General features: G+C 49.7%; 17 protein-coding genes. 11 read left to right on the top strand and 6 right to left on the bottom strand.

Going from position 1 to position 19,915, the window contains the following annotated elements; translation table 11 throughout:
* Positions 1-13: 13 nt before the first annotated feature.
* Entirely contained in the window at positions 14-1,048 is a 1,035-nt protein-coding gene (locus PBN151_RS20720; RefSeq protein ID WP_072730527.1) for an LCP family protein, read from the bottom strand.
* A 181-nt stretch (positions 1,049-1,229) separates the two neighbouring features.
* Between PBN151_RS20720 and PBN151_RS20715 the strand changes: the two genes are divergently transcribed.
* The 4 genes from PBN151_RS20715 to bcp all read left to right on the top strand — a co-directional run bounded on the left by PBN151_RS20715 (position 1,230) and on the right by bcp (position 4,581).
* Positions 1,230-2,351: an ABC transporter ATP-binding protein gene (locus PBN151_RS20715; RefSeq protein ID WP_072730614.1), complete on the top strand. Its 1,122-nt coding sequence runs from the start codon at positions 1,230-1,232 to the stop codon at positions 2,349-2,351.
* Entirely contained in the window at positions 2,344-3,138 is a 795-nt protein-coding gene (locus PBN151_RS20710; RefSeq protein WP_072730526.1) for an ABC transporter permease, read from the top strand. Before PBN151_RS20715 ends, PBN151_RS20710 begins: the two co-directional genes overlap by 8 nt.
* A 5-nt stretch (positions 3,139-3,143) precedes the next feature.
* Complete coding sequence (locus PBN151_RS20705; RefSeq protein WP_021252237.1) at positions 3,144-3,929, top strand: ABC transporter permease; 786 nt, start codon at positions 3,144-3,146, stop codon at positions 3,927-3,929.
* Between the two features lie 172 nt (positions 3,930-4,101).
* Entirely contained in the window at positions 4,102-4,581 is a 480-nt protein-coding gene (bcp, locus tag PBN151_RS20700) for a thioredoxin-dependent thiol peroxidase (RefSeq protein WP_072730525.1), read from the top strand.
* Between the two features lie 203 nt (positions 4,582-4,784).
* Here bcp and PBN151_RS20695 read toward each other — a convergent pair whose 3' ends face one another.
* From PBN151_RS20695 to PBN151_RS20685, 3 genes are all read right to left on the bottom strand, one after another.
* Positions 4,785-5,762, bottom strand: a complete 978-nt coding sequence (locus PBN151_RS20695; protein ID WP_072730524.1) for an ABC transporter ATP-binding protein — start codon at positions 5,760-5,762, stop codon at positions 4,785-4,787.
* Positions 5,763-5,943: 181 nt separating this feature from the next.
* On the bottom strand, positions 5,944-6,735 hold the full coding sequence (locus PBN151_RS20690; protein WP_072730523.1) for an ABC transporter permease: 792 nt from the start codon (positions 6,733-6,735) through the stop codon (positions 5,944-5,946).
* A complete protein-coding gene (locus PBN151_RS20685) occupies positions 6,732-7,508 on the bottom strand; it encodes an ABC transporter permease (RefSeq protein ID WP_021252233.1) in 777 nt (258 codons plus the stop codon). The genes PBN151_RS20690 and PBN151_RS20685 overlap by 4 nt, the downstream gene beginning before the upstream one ends.
* A 252-nt stretch (positions 7,509-7,760) precedes the next feature.
* On the opposite strand from PBN151_RS20685, the gene PBN151_RS20680 reads away from it, so the two are divergent.
* The 6 genes from PBN151_RS20680 to PBN151_RS20655 all read left to right on the top strand — a co-directional run bounded on the left by PBN151_RS20680 (position 7,761) and on the right by PBN151_RS20655 (position 16,838).
* The gene (locus PBN151_RS20680) at positions 7,761-8,093 is read left to right on the top strand and encodes a PadR family transcriptional regulator (protein WP_021252232.1); all 333 of its coding nucleotides are present in this window, start codon (positions 7,761-7,763) and stop codon (positions 8,091-8,093) included.
* Between the two features lie 2 nt (positions 8,094-8,095).
* Entirely contained in the window at positions 8,096-9,448 is a 1,353-nt protein-coding gene (locus PBN151_RS20675; RefSeq protein ID WP_072730522.1) for an FtsW/RodA/SpoVE family cell cycle protein, read from the top strand.
* A gap of 308 nt (positions 9,449-9,756) precedes the next feature.
* Positions 9,757-11,232 (top strand): polysaccharide deacetylase family protein, encoded by a 1,476-nt coding sequence (locus PBN151_RS20670; protein ID WP_072730521.1) that lies wholly within the window; start codon positions 9,757-9,759, stop codon positions 11,230-11,232.
* A 248-nt stretch (positions 11,233-11,480) separates the two neighbouring features.
* Positions 11,481-12,674 (top strand): AAA family ATPase, encoded by a 1,194-nt coding sequence (locus tag PBN151_RS20665; RefSeq protein WP_072730520.1) that lies wholly within the window; start codon positions 11,481-11,483, stop codon positions 12,672-12,674.
* Positions 12,671-14,182 carry a DUF58 domain-containing protein gene (locus PBN151_RS20660; protein ID WP_072730519.1) on the top strand — a complete coding sequence of 504 codons (1,512 nt, stop codon included), beginning with the start codon at positions 12,671-12,673 and terminating at the stop codon, positions 14,180-14,182. Before PBN151_RS20665 ends, PBN151_RS20660 begins: the two co-directional genes overlap by 4 nt.
* The gene (locus PBN151_RS20655; protein WP_227774898.1) at positions 14,136-16,838 is read left to right on the top strand and encodes a transglutaminase-like domain-containing protein; all 2,703 of its coding nucleotides are present in this window, start codon (positions 14,136-14,138) and stop codon (positions 16,836-16,838) included. Before PBN151_RS20660 ends, PBN151_RS20655 begins: the two co-directional genes overlap by 47 nt.
* A 70-nt stretch (positions 16,839-16,908) precedes the next feature.
* On the opposite strand, the gene PBN151_RS20650 is transcribed toward PBN151_RS20655, so the two are convergent.
* Positions 16,909-17,988, bottom strand: a complete 1,080-nt coding sequence (locus tag PBN151_RS20650; protein ID WP_072730517.1) for a ChbG/HpnK family deacetylase — start codon at positions 17,986-17,988, stop codon at positions 16,909-16,911.
* A gap of 131 nt (positions 17,989-18,119) precedes the next feature.
* Positions 18,120-18,686 (bottom strand): helix-turn-helix domain-containing protein, encoded by a 567-nt coding sequence (locus PBN151_RS20645; protein ID WP_072730516.1) that lies wholly within the window; start codon positions 18,684-18,686, stop codon positions 18,120-18,122.
* Positions 18,687-18,845: 159 nt separating this feature from the next.
* On the opposite strand from PBN151_RS20645, the gene tdh reads away from it, so the two are divergent.
* On the top strand, positions 18,846-19,904 hold the full coding sequence (gene tdh / locus PBN151_RS20640) for an L-threonine 3-dehydrogenase (RefSeq protein WP_072730515.1): 1,059 nt from the start codon (positions 18,846-18,848) through the stop codon (positions 19,902-19,904).
* Positions 19,905-19,915: the final 11 nt, after the last annotated feature.

Genomic DNA, 19,915 nt, shown 5'->3' with positions numbered 1-19,915 from the left:
AGATAAATCCCCTTTATTGTGAATTAGTTTCAGATACGGATTGCGTGACATTCACTTCCAAAGCTTTTTGAATGTATTGCTTCAGCTTATCGTCGTCAATAACCCGGAGCACGGCAGCGTTGTTCACTCGTGCATCGGTGACATTGTCCATCGGCGGGAGCTGATGACTCTGCCCAATCGAGCTGTCGTAGCCAAGCGCGGCCAGCTTCACGATGTCATCGGCTGATAAGTTTGTCTCGACATAGGGCGACACTTCCCTGATAAGAGAGGGGAGCTGCAGCAGGTTCCAGGTTGATTTGAGCTTGTTGGCTAATGCTCCGAGCAGATCGCGCTGCCGCTGGGTGCGAGCATAATCGGACATCGCATCATAGCGGAAGCGGGCGTACATAAGCGCCGTTTCGCCATTTAGCAGCTGCTTTCCTTTTTTTAAATCAATATCGTATTGATGCTTATCTGCCTTGCTCGTATATTTCATATCCTTCTCCACTTCAAATTCCACGCCGCCCAGCGCGTCAATCAACTTGATAAATCCGACGAAGTCTGTATACACATAATATTGAATGTCCAGTCCTGTCAAGTCGCTTGCAGTCTTCATAGCCAGCTCCGGTCCGCCATAGGCGAGCGCCGCATTGAGGCGATCCTTGCCAAAGCCAGGGATGTCAACGTATGTATCCCGCAAGAGGGAGAATAAGTTGGCGCGCTTCGTCTTCGGATCGAAGGAGGCGAGCAGAATAGAGTCTGACCGTGGGACTTCGTTAGCTTCCAGTCCGCGAGAGTCTCCGCCCAGCAGTAATATGTTGACTCTCTCTTCTCCCTGCCATTTGGGAGGCTCTATGTCGACCTTCTCTGGCACGCGATGTACGACGGGGGTGAAGCGAGAGGCTTCGGGCGGCTTCTGCAGACTGTCCAAGCTGCTGTACATGGACCACATATAATAACCGGCACCAGCCAGAAGGAATACACAAACAGAAATAAGGGCATGCTTCCAATACTTTTTCAACATATGGATCGTCCTTTCCGCATCCGGCGGCAAAGCGGCGAGAGTCATGATGTCGAATCCGGTGCATTCAGCATTCTTTCAAGTCGACCTACGTGCTATAGTAAAGGTTATGGGCAAATGCTCCGCATCTTGTCTAATCAATTATAGAATTTTTACAGAATCGAATCAATTGAATGACTTGTACCCGCGTAACGGGTCGGTGACCAGGGAAAGGGTGACAGAAGTATATATGAACGCTATTGACGTGCGGGATTTACGCAAAACGTTCCAGGTACAGAAAAATCGCGATGGACTGAAGGGAGCACTCCTTGATTTATTCAAGCGGGAATATAACGAAGTAATGGCAGTGAAGGATATCTCCTTCACGATCCCACAAGGGGAAATATGCGGATATATTGGGGAGAATGGTGCAGGCAAGTCAACGACAATCAAGATGCTGACCGGGATTCTTGTGCCAACCTCCGGTGATATTCGTGTGAACGGATTTATCCCGCATAAGGAAAGAGAGAAGTTCGTGCAGGGCATCGGCGTTGTCTTCGGGCAGCGCAGCCAGCTGTGGTGGGATATCGGCGTAATTGAATCCTTCCGGCTGCTGCGCAAAGTGTATCGCGTCTCTGAACATGATTTCAAGCAGCGGCTGGATGAGCTGGTTGAGCGTCTTGCCTTGCAGGAGCTGCTGAACCGCCCGGTACGGAAGCTGAGTCTTGGACAGCGCATGCGCTGTGAATTGGTGGCATCTCTGCTGCACCGTCCTTCTGTGCTATTTCTGGATGAACCAACGATTGGACTCGACATTGTCGTGAAGACGGAAATTCGCGAGTTCCTGAAGCAGCTGAATGCAGAGCATGGAACAACGATTTTGCTGACTACTCACGATTTGCAGGATATCGAAGCTCTATGTACGCGTGTCATTATGCTCGATGATGGACGCATTATTTATGACGGCGGATTGGACACGCTCAAGTCGACGTGGGGCAAGGGACGAGAGGTCCGTTTCCAATTTGCGAAGCCTATGCGAGCAGGTGATGTTGAGGCGCTTACGTCCGGCCTTGATGTGGAATGGACAGTTGAATCTCCTTATGAAGCGGGAGTTCTTGTGCCATTTGCCACGAATGTATCGGATGTCATAGGGCGAGTAGTAGGCGGTGCGTCGATATCGGATTTGAGCATTATTGAGACAAATACCGACGATATCGTTCGTGAGATTTACAAGGCGGGCACGGCGGAGAAGCCGGAAGGACTGAGTCCTCTCTTGGTCGTGCAGGCGCAAGAGTCGAAGATAGAAGACCTTGAGCACAAAGAAGAGAACGACAAGGAGAAGGAAGAGAAGGAAGCGGTGACTCATGGCTAGCGCATATCTAGAATTTATCCGCATTCGCTTCCTGTTGATGCTGGCTTACCGTGTTAATTACTATTCCGGCATTCTCATCTATACGCTCAACATTGGCGTGTATTATTTCACCTGGCAAGCGATCTACGGCGGACAAGGAACACTTGCAGGCTTTACGGCTGACCAGATGACGACCTACATCGCGGTATCTTGGATGGCGCGTGCCTTTTACTTCAACAACATGGATCGTGATATTGCCATGGAAATTCGAGATGGCAGCGTAGCGATCCAATTTATTCGGCCTTACAACTACCTATTCGTCAAGCTGATGCAGGCGTTCGGCGAAGGCTTGTTCCGGCTGCTGCTCTTCATGGGGCCGGGTATGGTTATCGCATGCGTTCTTTTCCCGGTGAAACTTCCGCAAGATCCGAAGCAGTGGGCGGTATTCGGCGTCATGCTGTTCATGAGCTTCCTGATCAATTCGCAGTTGAATATGCTGACAGGATTGACGGCCTTTTTCATTGAAAATAATGAGGGCATGATTCGTATGAAGCGGGTTGTCGTCGATTTGTTCTCTGGTGTTATTGTACCGATCAGCTTCTTCCCAGGTTGGCTGCTCGCGTTGAATGAATGGCTGCCATTCCAAGCGATCACGTATTTGCCGAGCTCTGTATTTACAGGCAGAGTGGTGGGCGATCAAGTGTGGGCGGCGCTCGGCATCCAATTGCTGTGGGCGGTAGTGCTTGTTATTCCAATTGTGCTGCTGTGGCGTTCCGCGCGCAGACGCTTGTTCGTGCAGGGAGGTTGATCACGATGTATTACTTCGGACTTGTTAGTGAGTATTTGAAAAACTATATTAAAACACGCCTTACCTATCGTGCAGACTTCTGGATAGAGATCGCATCGGATCTACTTTTTCAGGTCACGAATTTAATCTTCATCTTCATCGTCTTCATGCATACGCCAACATTGGCTGGCTGGACGCGTGATGAGATGGTGTTCGTCTATGGCTATTTCATGATTCCATATGGCATATTCAGCTGCTTCTTCAATCTGTGGGGGTTCAGTGAGCGATATATCGTAAAAGGGGAAATGGACCGGATATTGACGCGTCCAGCGCATAATCTATTTCAGATTCTCCTTGAAAATGTAGATCCCCCCTCCATTATCGGATCTATCGTCGGTGCAATCATGATGGGCATTTGCTGGAACAGGCTTGGTCTCGACTTCGGCATCATGGAGCTGCTCATGCTGTTTGTGATGCTGATCGGATCGGTGATGCTGTACTTCGGCATTTATTCTGCACTAACATCGATTTCATTCTATTCGGATGCGCCGACAGGCATTCTGCCGCTCGTGTGGAACATTCAGAGCTACGGTCGTTATCCGCTAACGATCTACAATCGGTTCATTCAAGTGCTGCTCACATGGATTCTGCCGTTCGCATTTGTGGGCATCATACCTGCCTCTTACTTCATGGAGGGCAAAGGATTGCAGCAGATGGCGCTCCTGACTCCGGTTGTAGGAGTTATCTTCTTCGCCCTTGGATTAACGCTGTGGAACATCGGTGTTAAGCGATACCGCGGGGCAGGATCATAATCGAATAGGTTGTCGCCTTCCAAGCCAGCAATGGGTTTGGAAGGCGATTTTTTTATACAATGGGGAGAGAATTAGAATCTAAGCCTCGTCGTTTTTGAAAAAAAGAGTGGGGGATGATAAGCTTAATGCAATAGAACGGCAGTCTTGGCTGCTGGGAAGGAGCCTCATACGAATGACTCAATCCACGCAAGTTGAACTTGGACAAGTTATCCCTGATTTTACGCTGCCGGCATCTACCGGACAGGACGTGAAGCTGAGCGACTACCGGGGCAAGAAAGTTGTGATTTATTTCTATCCGAAGGATATGACGCCAGGCTGCACACAGGAGTCATGTGATTTCCGTGATTATCATGGAGACTTTGAGAAACATGGCGTTGTCGTGCTTGGCATTAGCCCAGATCCGATCAAGTCGCATACCAAATTTATTGAGAAGCACAGCCTGCCATTCACGCTGCTGTCTGACACGGAGCATGAAGTAGCGGATCTGTTCGGAGTATGGCAGCTTAAGAAGATGTACGGCCGCGAATATTACGGCATTGTTCGCTCGACCTTCCTCATTGATGAAGAAGGCAAGCTCATCAAGGAATGGCGGAGCGTCAAGGTGAAGGGACATACGAATGAAGTGCTGGAAGCGGTACGCGAGCTCGTATAACGTCGCTTCATCTATATAGAACGGGCTGTCCTTATCAGGGGAGACACCAATGAATCAGACCCGCAAGGAAGGAAAAGACGCCTCCAAAACCACTGGGTTAGTGGAACGGAAGCGTCTTTTTTCATGCAAGTTCAAAGTAAAATGGTACACCCGATGTCAACATTGCCTGCTGGGGTAACCATTTATTTAATCGTGCCATATGTCTAGTACACACGGTGGATAACATCCTCGAAATCCGGTTCTTCCATATGGACGTCTTCCACTTCACCGAATTGACCCAAGATACGGAGTGCTTCCATGGCACTCAGCTCCTCGCGATTGCATTCCACGGTCAGAGTTTGATTGTTTAACTCACGGATACGAAGCGAGCTTGGCACGCTATTAGAGTGGTCAGGTATTTGGCATTCACTTCGATAGGTAACCGAGATGACGGTCGGCAAGCCGATGCGCTTGCGCAGGTCGTCGATTGTGCCGTCGAAGCCGAGCTTGCCATGATTAATGACGATAACGCGATTGCATAGCTGTTCGATATCGTCCATGTCATGCGTTGTCAGTAGGATCGTCTTGCCAAGCTCCTGATTAATCGTCTTCAGGAAATGGCGAATATTCTTCTTGGCGATGACGTCGAGGCCAATTGTTGGCTCATCGAGGAACAGAATGTCCGGATCATGCAGCAGCGCGGCCGCAATATCGGCGCGCATTCGCTGCCCGAGCGAGAGCTGACGTACAGGTGTATTCATAAATTCGTCCATCTCAAGCAGTTCGGTCAGCTGCTTGATGCGCTTCTGCTTCTCTGCAGGATCGAGCCCATACATAGCGGACAGAATATCATAGGAATCTCGCGTTGGGAGATCCCACCATAGTTGAGTGCGCTGTCCGAAGAGGACACCAAGCCGGCGGGTTACCTGCCGACGCGCCTTATAAGGACTTAGTCCAAATATCCGCACGTCGCCAGATGTCGGATGTAGAATACCGGACAGCATCTTAATTGTCGTAGACTTGCCTGCGCCATTCGGCCCGATATATCCGACAAATTCACCGCTATTGATCGTGAAGCTGATGCCCTGAACAGCTTCCTTCACAATCTTGTCGCGAGAGAACAGGGAGCGTATGCCCTTGAAGGCACCTTCCTTCGGGGCGGGCCGGACGAAACGTTTATGTAAATCGGTTACGGTAATCACGAGTATCCCCCTTTAATTCCGTTCGTTACGTGTGTTGCCTGTTGCTTTTTCAGGTTAATTGTGCCGCTATTACAGTCGGCTCTATACCTAGTTTCATATCAAGCTGCTGATCGAACTTCAAACCGAACTACATATCGAGTTCCATATCGGGCTCTGCATTGAGCTCAATATGGACATCAGCTTAGCTCCCTGTGCTCTGATAACGGGAAATCCCAATCTTCCACACGCGCAGGGCAATCAGGAACACGACGGCCGTAATCGCGGTGGACAGACCAATTAGCCATATGCCGGATTGATGACGCAAGATGAAGAGCGAAGGAATATAGTTCGCGAACCCGACGGGAATGATGCTAAGCAGCACTCCTTGCATCCATTTCGGATAAATGGTCATTGGGTATTGCGCTGCCGTACGAGCAGCATCCTCCGTAATGTTCTGCAATTCCTCGATACGGGTTACCCAAAAGCCGGCCGATGCGGTTAACAATCCAATGGCAAACAGCAGGACGGCACCCGATAAGATGACAAATATCGTGAGCGGTATGGCAGTCCATCCAATCTGTCCGCTGCGCATCATAACATTCATGCTGATAGTCAATATCGCGGTTCCTTGGATGAACTCTCCGAGCCTAATGGAGAAATTCTGTGACATCAGTGCCAGCAGTACAGGGACAGGACGCAGGAGCAGACTATCAAGAGCTCCGTTAACCAGATAGTTCTCCAAGTGGTGCACGTCCGAAGCAATCATTCGGTATATTGCCTTGGACAAGGATAAGATAGCATACAAATATCCAGCCTCCGCCAAGCTCCAGCCTTGAATATGGCCGAACTTCAGCAAAATGACTGCAAGCATAAGAAATTCGACGACACTGATAACGGCCGCCATTAGCGTAGAGAACCAGAAATTAAACTTGTACTGCATGCGGCTGCGAATACTTGCGCGAACAAGCAGCACATACATACGAATCCACTTCATCCGCCCTGCACCTCCACCTTGCGTCGCATAATCCCGGTAACGGCGAGACATGCGGCGGTGAATACGATGCACCACATCAGCGAACCTAACAGCGCGGACGGGGATTCCATGCCGAGATAGATTCGAGTTGGGACATAATGCAAGAACGGATAGAATGAGGCACGGCTAATGTCGGCAAGCCAAGATGGCAGCCATTCGATTGGAATGAGAAAGCCCGACAGCAGCATGCTGAACGCATAATTGACCCAGTACAGCCAGACTGATTCTGTTGTCCAGAGCGCAGCGGCTCCGATCAGATAGTTCAGGCATATTGAAATGTACGCGGCCAGCGTCAAAGCTACAGCGGTCCACACGTAAGTGATAATCGTAGAGGGGACGTGAAGCGGCATTACGAAGAAATATAAAATGTAGATCGGTAAAAACTTGTACACGAACTGGTAGGCAATTTGCCCCCATTCCTTGCTCATCAGCTGATAGAACAGATGAACGGGACGAACGAGATCAAGGGCGATCTGTCCGGTTCGGACGGACTGCTGGATGCCAAGTCCATTCGTTAGAAAGGCAGCAACCCACAAGCTGGCTTGGTTGAAAGCGACGTAGCTTACGATGCCATTCAAGCCATACTCGCCAAGCGGCCTTCCTTCGCCAATCCCTGTCCAGATCGAAATGTAGATAAATCCGAACATGAAGCTGGCGATGTTGTGCACCATATGGGCACTGCGGTATTGCAAATTACTGAGATACTTTTTGCGAGCCAAAGTAAAAAAGAGCATTCTCCACCTCCGTCATCTTCTCGTATTGCGGCGTGCCATACTAGTGATGCTAGGTGAAATGAATAAAAAGAGAGCGAGGAATATAGTACCAGATACGTTGTTGAGATGGCAAGTATTATTTTGGATGCAGCACGGAACGGCTGAAAGTTAATACTCATATTCCTGTCCTTGTTCCTATACTTGCCAATACCTAGATTTACGATATATAGTATATCTAGGTATTAAATAGATGTGGGAGGGATAATCGATATCATGCAGCCTAAGGTTAGCAAGGAACTATTAAAAGGCAGTACGGCTATGCTTATCTTGTCCATGCTGGAGAAGGAAGAAATGTATGGCTACGAGTTGTCCAAGCGATTGGAAGCCGCGTCTTCGGGATTGTTCGCTCTGAAGGAAGGGACGCTGTATCCAATTCTTCATGCACTCGAAAGTAAAGGCGAGGTGGAAGCTTATTGGAATGAGGCAAACGGCAGAGCCCGCAAATACTACCGAATTACGGATCAGGGGCGCAAGCTTCTGCAAGAGAAGACGCAAGAATGGCGCTTATTCCGTCGTTCGCTCGATCAGGTGCTGGGGGAGGTATAAGGATGCGAAGTGATCAGGAATCAAGAGTCACGCAGCATGACTCGATCCTTGAAAAATTTGTGGGTGAGGTTCTAGCTCACGTGAAGGCCAAGCACATGCACAACGAAATTCGGGCAGAACTGCAGGATCATCTATTGAACGAGATCGAGTATGGGATGGATCAAGGCATGGATGAATCATCGGCTGCGCAGCAGGCGGTTCGCAATATGGGAGAGCCTTCGGTTGTGGCGGCGCAGTTCAATCAGGTGCATCGTCCTAAGGCGCCTTGGAAGCTATGGATTTCCGTGTTGGTGTGGATTGCCATTTGTGTACTTGGATTGTTCGCTGTGCAAGCTGGGAATCCTCAAGATATTTATCGCTTATCTGCCGAGGGCTATGCATGGCGTCTAGTACCAGGGGTGGTGGCTTTCTTGTTTGCATTTTGGGTAGGTTATCTGAAATTGCAACAAGAAGCAGCATGGATATATGGCATTACGTTGTGTTTAAATGTGTATACTGTGTTTTTTCCCGTGTACATCATAAATGGGTACCCTCAATTTGGGCTTAAGGGAATTCCTATCCTTGATGGCATTCCTATCGATATCATTTATATGAGTCCGTATCTATACCTCTTATCTTTGTATTCGATGTGGAACAGAAAACCGGAGAATCCGTATCGCTCTATTCTCCAGAAAATGGTTCTTTTTATACTGCCGATCATTGTATTTCTTGTAAATGGGAATCTGCTTCAAGTGTCCACTTATCTTGTCGGAGGAATAATCGTGCTCAAGCTGGCAGGAGTGGAGAGGAAGAACATGGCGATTGCGGCCGGTGTGACACTCCTAACAGGCGGAATCTGCTATTGGTTCATAGAGAGTCTGCGCTTTATGGCCAATCGCAGATTTGGAGATTGGTTTGAAGGCTTCTGGGGTAATGGGGACGGGGCTTACACGCAAAAAATAGCACAGCAGTTATTTCGCGAAGCAGGATGGTTCGGGAACGGAGTTGAAGATATTAGCAGACTCCTTCCTTACGCCTATAGCGAAAATTTGACTGTGACCATGGTGCATATGTTTGGATGGGCAGGAGGTCTTGTATTGATAATCTGCCTTGGTGTTATCATCGTTACGATGTACAATTCAGCGCTGCTATTCCGTGATCCGTTTGCAAGAGGAATTGGTATGTGGGTGAGCGGAATGATGGGGGTTCAGAGCTTGTTGTATATCGGGGGGATTATTGGGATCATTCCCATTAATGGTGGGGGACTTCCTTTGCTCGGAGCAGGCGGGAGCGAGATTATGCTGTGGATGCTGATGCTGGGATTGTATTCCAGTGCACATTGGAAGAAAGACATGGTACCTGTTCTAAATCGATGATCTGAGTTGTGAGAGTAAGTGGATTATTGCGTTTAAGAGAGTTTGCGTTGAAGACTTACATATGCTCGTATTAGCAGCAACGAGGAAAAGGTGACATCCAATCGATGTCGCCTTTTTTTGAATAGGAAAATGTTGTTATTCAACGGATGAAATCGTATGATCAAGGAGTAGCCGCAATGAAATGAAGGTGGCACCCATTCGGTGTCATCTTTTTTTATTTCCGCCATATAATCTAGCAATAGGGTAATAGAAACAAGGACAAGCCCACGATTGACTGCACTACGAGAGGGAAGAAGGAGACGATGATAATGATGAATGACAAGTTGAAATCGGTAATGATTACGGCGCTATGCGCCTTGCTTGTTCTGATTGGAACGTTGACGTTCGTAGATGGACAGACGCCAACGGAGCATATCGCTTATGCTTCGTCAGGGCATGAGGTGGATAGGCATGAATCTAGTTCACATACACTGGTGGGGGTCGGAGATCAGACTTCTGTGTTGTCAGCGGCTGTTTCTTCACTGATTGCAGGGCAACAGGTTGGTGTTGAGCCTGCGGCTGCACTGGTTCTAGTAAGCAGCAAGAGCAAGTCTGAAGTCCCTGCCAATAAGCCGGATAAGGTCGTGTATCTGACATTCGACGACGGACCAAGTGTACATACGAAAGAAGTACTCGATATTTTGCAGCAGGAGAAAGTGAAGGGCACGTTCTTCGTATTAGGTCAGCAAGCAGAACGGAACCCCAAGCTAGTGGAGCGAATTGTAAATGAAGGCCATGCATTAGGCAATCATAGTTATAATCATGATTATTCAGAGCTGTACAGTGATTTTCGTAAATTCTGGAGTCAAATCAAGCGTACAGGCGAGGTTATTAAGAAGATCGTAGGCTATGAGCCAGAACTTGTTCGTGCTCCAGGCGGTACATTTTTGAACTTCGACAAGCAGTATTTCGATTTGATGAATCAAGCAGGCTATCTCGTCTATGACTGGCATGTAGACAGCAACGACTCGAAGCGGCGCGGTGTTCCTGCGAAGGAGATTGTTCAAGGCGTCAAAGACGGTGCTCTGCTTCCTTCAACCGTCGTGCTCATGCATGATGGGGTGGGACATGGCGAGACGGTGAAGGCACTGCCGGAAATTATTCGCTACTACAAAACGAAGGGGTATACCTTTGATGTGCTCTCTTCTTATGTGAAACCTGTGCAGTTCAAGCTGGCTGCCAAGCAGCGCTGGTCGAGAACCTCCGTAAGTAAAGCATGGATAGAGGCCAACGTGAAGCCGATTCAGACAGTGAGCAATGATAAGGCACAGAAGCCGGGTCAAAAGCCAGATCAGAAGCCAGACACAACCGCAGGCGGCACACCGGATCCGAAGACGAATCAGAAGCCTGCTGAACCAGTGAAGCTGGACAGACAACTGACGATTGCGACGGAGCAAGGCGAACTTGAATTTGCGCCGGATCAGTTCATGAGTTATCAGGATCTTACCTATGTTCCGCTTCGTATGCTGGTGGAGCGATTGAACGGTACCGTGAAATGGAATACAGAATTGGAACGGGTAGATATTGAGTGGAACAATAGTTTGGTTGGCATTGATGTACGAGCGGGCAAGATGGAGTTGATTGGTCAATCAGGAGAGGACGGTGAGGTGAAGGTGCAGCCTCTTCGTATTGTGACCGAGAAGTATGTAACATGGGTGCCATTAAGGCAAGTGTTGGATGCATTCGGTGTAAAGATGACTAGTTATATGCTGTCCCCGCTTAAACCAATAGAGAAGCAAGAGTAGTTGGAATAAAGAGTAGATGTATGATGAAAATGTACCTGCTATGGATAAGAGAATGCAAAATTGATAGGTTTGAAAACAAATAGCTTGGGCGACACTGGTATATAGAACGGCCCGGGACGATTACAGGACGTGCAGAGGCACGCGGGAATCGTTCCGGGCTTTTTTTGTCATGTTGTTGTCTATGAATTGCACAGAAAAGAAAGTTAAAAATGATATACACCGTTCAGAGTTGATAGGGAGGGAATCGCATGACGAATGAATGGAGTGTTAGTGGTGGACAGCGTCCCCAGCGGGATACAGATGTGTGGCTGGCCGAGTTCGCGCAGCGGGGCTGGATTGCTTATCTGGAACGTATGGAGCAGGTCATTGTGGGCAAGAGAGAAGTGATTACGATGGCGGGGCTTGCGATGATAAGCGGGGGACATATTCTACTTGAGGATGTGCCTGGGGTTGGGAAGACGGTACTGGCACGTGCCATGGCGCGAGTGACAGGGGGGGCCTTCCGTCGTATTCAGATGACCCCGGATATGATGCCTGCTGATATTACGGGCAGTATGGTTTGGGAGCCAAGCAGCGGTGAGCTGCGCTACAGCGAAGGAGCACTCCAGGCGAATGTAGTGCTCGCTGATGAGTTGAACCGAGCCCCTGCTAGGACGCAGTCAGCTCTGCTTGAAGCGATGGAGGAGCGGATGGTGACCGTGGACGGCATGACGCGTCCACTTCCAGATCCATTTATGCTGATCGGTACTCAGAATCCGCAGTATTTCGAAGGTACGTATCGGATGCCGGAGGCGGAAGCAGATCGTTTCATGATGCGATTATCTATTGGATATCCGCATGCTGAACATGAGGCAGATATGCTGCTCCGCCAGCGAGAAGAGCATCCATTGTTGCGTGTTAAGCCATTATGGACTCCAGAGGAATGGCGCTTACTCGTGCGGCGCGTGCATATGGTGCATGTAGATGAAGCACTGTGCCGCTATATGGCGGATCTGGCGCTGGCGACTCGTACTCATGAATCGGTAGCGCTCGGGGTCAGTCCCCGGGGAACGCTTGCGTTGATGCGCGCAGCACAGGCACATGCTTGGGTAGAGGGACGAACTTATGCCGTGCCGGACGATGTGAAGGCTGTTGCAGTCTATGTATTGGCGCATCGGCTGCAGCTCCACAACCATGCCATACGAGCAGGCATTGTGGCTGAGGAAATTGTGTTGGAGGTGCTGGGTCACACAGCTGTACCCGGATTCCCATCAGGTTCTGCAGGCAAGAAGGGGACGAGCGGAGGTGGTTCGTCAGCCTCTACGAGTCTGGCTGGAAGGACTAGACAAGCTTCCACTTATCGTACACATGCAAGGGATGTGCAGTTCCCATCTGTTCAAGGAGAGCAGACGAACTCACGCCAAGAAGGGAAGCGCATATGGTTCGGAGGAGATTATCAATGAAGCAAGCGCTAAGACATCTATTCACAGCTATCGGCTGCTTGGCGCTGGCGTGGATCGGGTTTCAACGGGAAAGTGCTGCAGTCTGCTTCCTGGCAGCCATATTGGGTGTCATGTTGCTTAGCAGCGCCCGTTCTTATTGGATAGGAAGCAGGCTACGCTCGGTGCAGACTGTACACCAACCGATTATTCCGCAGCGCAATGAGAACAGGAACATGGTATTTCTCGTCACCATGACAATGAAGCGTCCGTTTCCCGTATTGTGGCTGCGAGTGACAGAGTTCTGGACTCGTACAGGAGGGGAAGGAGGGGCGTGGATGTGTCGACGACTTCTATTTCCTCGCCGCCGCCAATCTCTTACTTTTACCTCATCCTTTGCAGGGGCTCCGCGAGGTGTATATGAGCTTACCCGCATTGAGCTTCAGTATGGGGATGTATTCGGTTGGTTCAAGCACAATGTAATCATCTGTCCGAGTGAAGAGAATGCGCCTGTATGTATTATGGCGCCTGATCTCAGCACAGGAAATGGGTCGGCTAACGAGCAATATGCAATGGAAATTACGGAAAGCTTGGGAGGCCCTGAGGACACAAGCATCTTTGGGACGACTGAGCGACAACTAGACTCAGAGCTGTTCTCCCCATCCTTATATGGAGAAGGGGGCGAGCCGTGCACAGCAGTGAAGAGTGGGATGCGAAGTGCTGAGCTTCGAACGTACCGTGCCGGAGATCAATGGAGATCTATTGACTGGAGAATGTATGCGAAGCGCCGATTGCTTGCAGTTCGTGTTCCTGAAGCGGGACAACTCGAACAATGGGATATTGCAGTGGATGATACAGGGTGGCGGAATGAGCTGACTCAGCATACGACGAACATGAACTCAAAAACAAATACGAACATAAATAAAAACACAAACAAAAGTACAAATACCAAAACAACTGCGAATAAGAAATCGAGCGCGAAGGCAAGTATGGGTGACTTGCAAAAGAAAACGAAGCTCTTGCAACAGATGGAAGCAACGGTTTCTGCGGCAGCAGCCCTTGTAAGACAGAAGATGGAAGCGGGACATACCGTTCGCTTATTCTGGATCAGTGATGGAGCTAGTGTGCATGGTGCTCGGAATGCTATTATCGCACTCGCTGCCGAGCAGCTGGGCAAGCGTGTAGAACACCGTTGGAACTATGAAGAGGGAGCTCCTTCGATGGTGCATGCAAATGCAGCAGTCTCTAGAAGGCTTGCCGTTGTAAGTTGGGACAGACACTCCCAGAAGTGGGGGGCTGCACAGCATTTTACAGGGCTTCACCAAGTGGATCAATGGCTGAATGCTGACGAGATCCACCGATTCGAGCCATCAGCGACTAGAATTGTGGGCAGCCAGAACACAGCGAATGCGAGTGTCTCGGCGGCAGCAAGTGAGCGAGTCGGAGTGAGAGGCAGTGACCGAATGAACGATAGTGAGAACCGAGGTGAGTATCGTGTATCTACCGACAGTTGGACGACAGCACAAGGTTAAATCGCAACCGCTGCATACGTCTGCGGATCCAAGCAGCAAGCTTACCTGGTTGATGCGTTGGAAGGCAGCTGGATTTACTGTACTGCTTTTCGCCTTGTTCGCGGAGTGGTTCTATCCCCTGCAAGAGGTGGGACGCAATATTGACTTGAGCGATGTTCGCCCATTTCTCGCTGCGGTGGCGATATATTTGCTTCTTGGCTTGATTGTTCACCATACTGCACTGTCTGTGGTTCTGTATGGGGTGGTGGCGATTGGAACGACCGCTTGGATGTTCGGCTCCGTTCGAGTACTTCCCCATGCGTCAGATTCCTGGCTAATGGGTGAAGGGTTTATCCGTTCTTTGTTGACAGGCTTAGGCAGAATCGGTACCGCACTGCGCGCAGATATCAATGGCTGGATGGATGGCCATTGGATGAACACAAGTGGTGAATTGCGGACACTGCTGCTTCTCATCGGTTGGGCGATGCTGGCGTCATCGATTCAATCGCTTATGTTAAGCCGCAGGACGGTGCTCTTTTTTACGGTGTCAACAATTGTTTATTTATTCGGATTCGAATTGGGATTCGGTATCGAAATAACGGGATCGATCGCGCGATCGGTTGGCTGGGGGTTGCTCTTGTCAGCGTGGCTGTATTTGGATGAACAGTTGGAATCTGATACAGAACGCTCACGCATTGGACATTGGCCATTTAGCTGGTTGTTGTGCGCCTTGCTGCTGTCCTTAGCCGTGGTTGGGATTGCTGAAGGAATCAGGCAGGTGTATGCATGGCCGAAGCCAATGCCGCTGGCATCGTTCGAAGCATTGACGCAGTCATTACAACCAAATGATTTGGCGGAACGAGGCAGGGTAAGCAAGGGCGGGAATAACGGATCGGCTGTAGAGGGGCAGGATCAAGTCCGTACATCGATGATGGTAACAGGCTATAGCACAGACGACTCTGAGCTGGGGCGTCCATTGCTTGACAATAATGAGGAATGGTTCACCGCGATATCTCCTGAGCCTACGTATTGGCGGGGAGAGAGCAAATCCATCTATACGGGGAGGGGCTGGACGAGCCCACAAAAGGGAGAAGAGAAAATTGAACTGTCAAGCTCTTTGAAATTAGACCAAACGGGTGGGCATGAAGGGTGGTCGGAACCTTTTCAACAGACGATTATATGGAAGGGGTTCAAGCCGAAGTATCCCTTGCTGTTCGGAGGGGTTCCTGAGCGGATAACCTCTTGGGTTCCTAATGCTAATGCAGAAGAGGCTGGGAATGAAGTTCCTTCACAGTATTTCGTCCGTTATAATTCTCTATCTGAACGGTATGGAGCTGACATCGGCATATCGGATACGACGGGGATTCCTTTAACCTATCAGTATGAGACAAGGGTGTTTCGTTTTCAGACAGAACTGCTTCAATCAGCACCGGAGAAGACTTGGCCGGATGATATACGTGCGGCGGGATTGCAGCTGCCAGAGGCGCTTCCGAATCGCGTTCGTGAGCTAGGTAAACGCATTACAGCTGGGGCGGACAGTCAATATGACAAGGTTCGGAGGGTGCAGCAGTTTTTGCAGCAGGAATACATGTATACCAAGTCGGACACAACCGTCCCGCCAGCCGGAAGGGATTTTGTTGATTATTTTCTGTTCGACTCGAGGAAGGGGTATTGCAATCATTTCTCGACATCAATGGCCGTGCTGCTTCGCACTCAGGGCATTCCAGCCCGCTGGGTGAAGGGGTTCGCTCCGGGAGAAGCTGATTCGCCTGGACATTACACAATTCGAGGGACGGATGCTCATTCCTGGGTTGAGGTGTATTTCGCCTCCATAGGATGGGTGCCGTTTGAAGCGACTCCGCCTATAGGCGTACCAGGAGGCTCTGTGGCTGCTTCGAATCCTGACGTCATTACGGCTTCTACTCCCATAAGCGAAGGTACGGGCGGATTATCTACTGCTGCATCAGAACAAGCCGGGTACCGTACGCCACCAGAGGTTGTCGCGATGTTGGACGATGCAGCAGCCGAGAAGACTGGAGAGGGTTGGGGCGCGGTTCGTCAGTTCGGAAACAAGATCGCACAATGGTGGGACGCTAGAGTACAGGCCACTCGTACCCATATTGAGCAGGAATGGTATACGCTTCAGCGTATTCCCGAGGAATGGACAAGCGAGGCTTCCCACAGTGGGATTGGTACAGCGTTGCTATCCCTTGTCCGCAAGGCGGTTACACAAATGCCAGTTCTCCTATTTGGCGGCGTGATCTTTATCGTGTTTCTATTGCTCACTATGAAATGGGCGATGCAGCGCAATGCGATGCAGCGCAAACTTCGCCGACTGGTGCATGCGCAGCAGCACAGCTTCCGTATGAGTCGCGTACAGGAAATGGGGCGTATCGCTTGGTCGCTTGTCGAGCGCAAATACGGTGCTAAGCCATGTGGAATGACATGGAATGAGTATGCTGGGCAAGCTGCCAGAACTCGTATTCCATCTGCAAGCAATCCGACACGCCATACAGAACATCAAGACTTGGAGCGTGATAAGGAACCGCTAGATCAATTTATAACTGCATGCAATTTGCTTTTCTTCGGGGGGCAGCAAGGGAATGCAGCTGTACAGCAGCAGTTTGTTGATGGCTGTGCACGAGTGCTTCGCGACTGTAATCGAGATAAGCGATGAATCCTCCAATTAGGGAGGATTCATTTTTTTATTTCCGCTGATTATCATGGAGACTTATGCCTGATAGGAATTACGCAGATTTTTTTCTCTTGGAGATTCGACGATTTTGCCAAGATGTTTTGCTTCGTACACGCTTCTTGGCAAGCACGCCTCCTCTAAGAGGACGTTTGCGGAGACGTCTATTGATGCGCTTATTGATACGTCTACTGCTGCGTTGAGTAAGTCTGGCACCGGAGCGCGCGGTTCTACGTTTTCTTTTTTTACCGTATTTGCGAGTCCGTATGGAAGTGGAGGAAGCGGTTCTGCGTTTACGTGGGTAGTGAACTGGAGCAGCACTCTCCTTAGCAGTAGGGATAGACATAGATGCATCAGTCCAATATCGAAGATCGCCATGGGTGCGAATGGTTGGCAGCTGTCCATAATGGACCAAGTGAAGAGCACCGCGCTTGTGCAGGCTCGCAAGGTGGGCGGCAATTTGGGGATCGAGGAAGACCTGCAATTCCTCTTCTCTCGCTGTCGTCCACGTCGATAAGCGCCTAACATCGTCATCCACATATCCAGGGTGGCATAGAATCTCCGTGATTCCTTGCGGGGCATTGTTCACCAGCTTCAAGAGCAGGGATACACCTGTGTCTTTGCTAAATGTGTGCATCATTAGCGTGTCCGCAACCCATGGAAGTTCGTGATCTGGCCTACTAGGGTGCACACGCACAGGAAGCTGCTCCTGTTGAGCCAGGCGTTTGACCCATGCGTATACGCCTTGACTATAGAAATGGATATGGTGGTGCGAATCAATATGGGTAGGATGAAGACCATGCTGTACCATGCGCTGATACTGATTGTCGAGTTCAAGTGAGATATCTTGCTCAGTCCAATCATCCAGCATGCCGTGGAAGGAGCCGTCCTCTCGTACGAGAGAAGGGATAAGAGCTGGATCGGTAACAGGCGAGCCATAGGTTAAATTGCAGTGCAGTCCCACTCCGAGTGAGGGGGTAGAGCGAGCAATGGACACAGCATCGAGGAAGCCAGGAGTGTTGATCATTAAGGACGCACTGCTGACTGTTCCAAGCCGGTGAGCTTCCAAGATACCGCGATTCACGCTGTTCGATAGACCGAGGTCGTCAGCATTAATGATTACATATCGAGACAATGACAATCCCACCTTCTATTGTTTTAGTACTAATAGATGATGAGGCGGGTGCAAAGGAAAGTGCAATTGTCCACATATCCATAAAATAGCTGACAATTAAAAAGGAGACCAAGCCCTATGCCCGGTCTCGATTATTTGCTCACGGTAGGGTAATGAAGCAGTGTGATATAGCGGATTACTTCATCCGTATTATTGGTGTATGTATGACTTTCGTTCGCGGTGAAACGGAGCGCCATATTCGGTTCGAGGATATACGTGTTCCCGCCAATGCCGACTTGAAGCTGTCCATTCATGACCATGATGAATTCATCGACACCCTCGTAATGCGGTTCGGAAGTATAGCTGCAGCCCGGCTCGATGACGACGCTGTATACTTCAAATCCTTTATCCTGCTCGAACGGGAAAATTGGATATGCGCGGTAATCCCCATCCTCCTCCACAAGGGGCGTCGTTTCGTCCATGTGCACAACAGTGACATTCGGTGTTGACTCTTCCATTAAAGTTGCAAATGAAATACGGAGTCCATTCACAATTTTCCATAATACAGATATGGTCGGATTGGATTCTCCGCGCTCGATTTGCCCCAGCATGCCCTTGCTGACTCCACTCATTTCGGATACTTGATCAAGGCTAAGGCCCCGTGATTTGCGTATTTCTTGTAGATTCTTGCCGATTTTCTTATGTATCGGTTCTGACATGGGATACTCCTCTCTGGTTGTCCATCCAATCCGTTCCAAAATCATACAAATCACCATGTACAATATAACGCACAAACGTATAATATATTATACAGGAAAATGTTAGAAATATTTACTGCTTCTATTGTAAGAAAAAATCGAGGAAGGGGCAATCAGTTTATGACCCAAACGATGATCGGATTAGTAAAGGCGGAGCGCAAGCCTGGGGCAGTTCTAAAAGAGGTGCCTATACCTACTTATGGCCCCCATGATGTGCTTGTTCGAGTGAAGGCCTCATCGATATGCGGAACGGACGTCCATATCTACAAGTGGGATGATTGGGCAGCTCGCACGGTCGTTACACCTAATGTATTTGGACATGAATTTGCGGGAATCGTCACTGCTGTCGGCAGTGAAGTGACAAATGTGAAGCCAGGGGATTACGTGTCTGGCGAGGGGCATGTGGTCTGTGGAATGTGCAAGGCATGTCGAACAGGCAATGCGCACGTATGCGCGAATACGCGCAGCTTCGGCATTACGATCCCGGGCTGCTTCGCAGAATATGCGGTCGTACGGGACAGTAATGTCATCCATAATGATCCAAACCTACCTCCGCATATCGCTTGCCTGCAAGATCCGCTTGGCAATGCGGTACAGGCAGCGTTATCCGGGGACATTGTCGGCAAGAGTGTTGCAGTTATCGGCGTTGGTCCGATTGGAATGATGGCGATTGCGGTGGCGAAGGCGTGCGGCAGTGGAACGGTATTTGCCGTTGACATTAATTCGTATCGCTTGGAAATGGCAAAGGCAATGGGAGCCGATGTTGTCATTAATAGTGCGGAAGAGCCGATGGTGGAGAGCTTGATGCAGCATACAGGCGGAGAAGGCGTCGAGGTTGTGCTTGAAATGTCAGGTCATCCTGGAGCGATTCGCGATGCTTTGAAAGCGGCTGCACAGGCAGCGCGCGTATCGCTGCTAGGCATACCTACGGAGGAAGTGCCATTCGACCTGGCACGGGATATCATTTTCAAAGGTCTGCATATTGAAGGCATTACAGGACGGCGCATGTTCGATACCTGGTATCAAATTAAGGGACTGTTGAGTCGTGGCCGTTTGAATTTGGAGCCGCTCGTTACACATCATTTCCGGCTTGATCAATATGAAGAGGCGTTTGAGTTGATGGCTTCCGGCAAATGCGGAAAAATTGTGTTTTCCCACGACGTGGATCAAGCGCTATAACTGGCGTAAAT

This window comes from Paenibacillus sp. NAIST15-1 (genome assembly GCF_001894745.1).
GTDB classification, from domain to species: domain Bacteria; phylum Bacillota; class Bacilli; order Paenibacillales; family Paenibacillaceae; genus Paenibacillus_B; species Paenibacillus_B suaedae.
Note: the sequence above shows the minus strand (reverse complement) of the source record. Positions and strands in the feature narration are given on the sequence as shown.

Coding starts and splice junctions, on each gene's coding strand:
- PBN151_RS20720 (WP_072730527.1), bottom strand. CDS start 1,048: ATGACTCTCGCCGCTTTGCCGCCGGATGCGGAAAGGACGATCCATATG.
- PBN151_RS20715 (WP_072730614.1), top strand. CDS start 1,230: ATGAACGCTATTGACGTGCGGGATTTACGCAAAACGTTCCAGGTACAG.
- PBN151_RS20710 (WP_072730526.1), top strand. CDS start 2,344: ATGGCTAGCGCATATCTAGAATTTATCCGCATTCGCTTCCTGTTGATG.
- PBN151_RS20705 (WP_021252237.1), top strand. CDS start 3,144: ATGTATTACTTCGGACTTGTTAGTGAGTATTTGAAAAACTATATTAAA.
- bcp (WP_072730525.1), top strand. CDS start 4,102: ATGACTCAATCCACGCAAGTTGAACTTGGACAAGTTATCCCTGATTTT.
- PBN151_RS20690 (WP_072730523.1), bottom strand. CDS start 6,735: ATGAAGTGGATTCGTATGTATGTGCTGCTTGTTCGCGCAAGTATTCGC.
- PBN151_RS20685 (WP_021252233.1), bottom strand. CDS start 7,508: ATGCTCTTTTTTACTTTGGCTCGCAAAAAGTATCTCAGTAATTTGCAA.
- PBN151_RS20680 (WP_021252232.1), top strand. CDS start 7,761: ATGCAGCCTAAGGTTAGCAAGGAACTATTAAAAGGCAGTACGGCTATG.
- PBN151_RS20675 (WP_072730522.1), top strand. CDS start 8,096: ATGCGAAGTGATCAGGAATCAAGAGTCACGCAGCATGACTCGATCCTT.
- PBN151_RS20670 (WP_072730521.1), top strand. CDS start 9,757: ATGATGAATGACAAGTTGAAATCGGTAATGATTACGGCGCTATGCGCC.
- PBN151_RS20665 (WP_072730520.1), top strand. CDS start 11,481: ATGACGAATGAATGGAGTGTTAGTGGTGGACAGCGTCCCCAGCGGGAT.
- PBN151_RS20660 (WP_072730519.1), top strand. CDS start 12,671: ATGAAGCAAGCGCTAAGACATCTATTCACAGCTATCGGCTGCTTGGCG.
- PBN151_RS20645 (WP_072730516.1), bottom strand. CDS start 18,686: ATGTCAGAACCGATACATAAGAAAATCGGCAAGAATCTACAAGAAATA.
- tdh (WP_072730515.1), top strand. CDS start 18,846: ATGACCCAAACGATGATCGGATTAGTAAAGGCGGAGCGCAAGCCTGGG.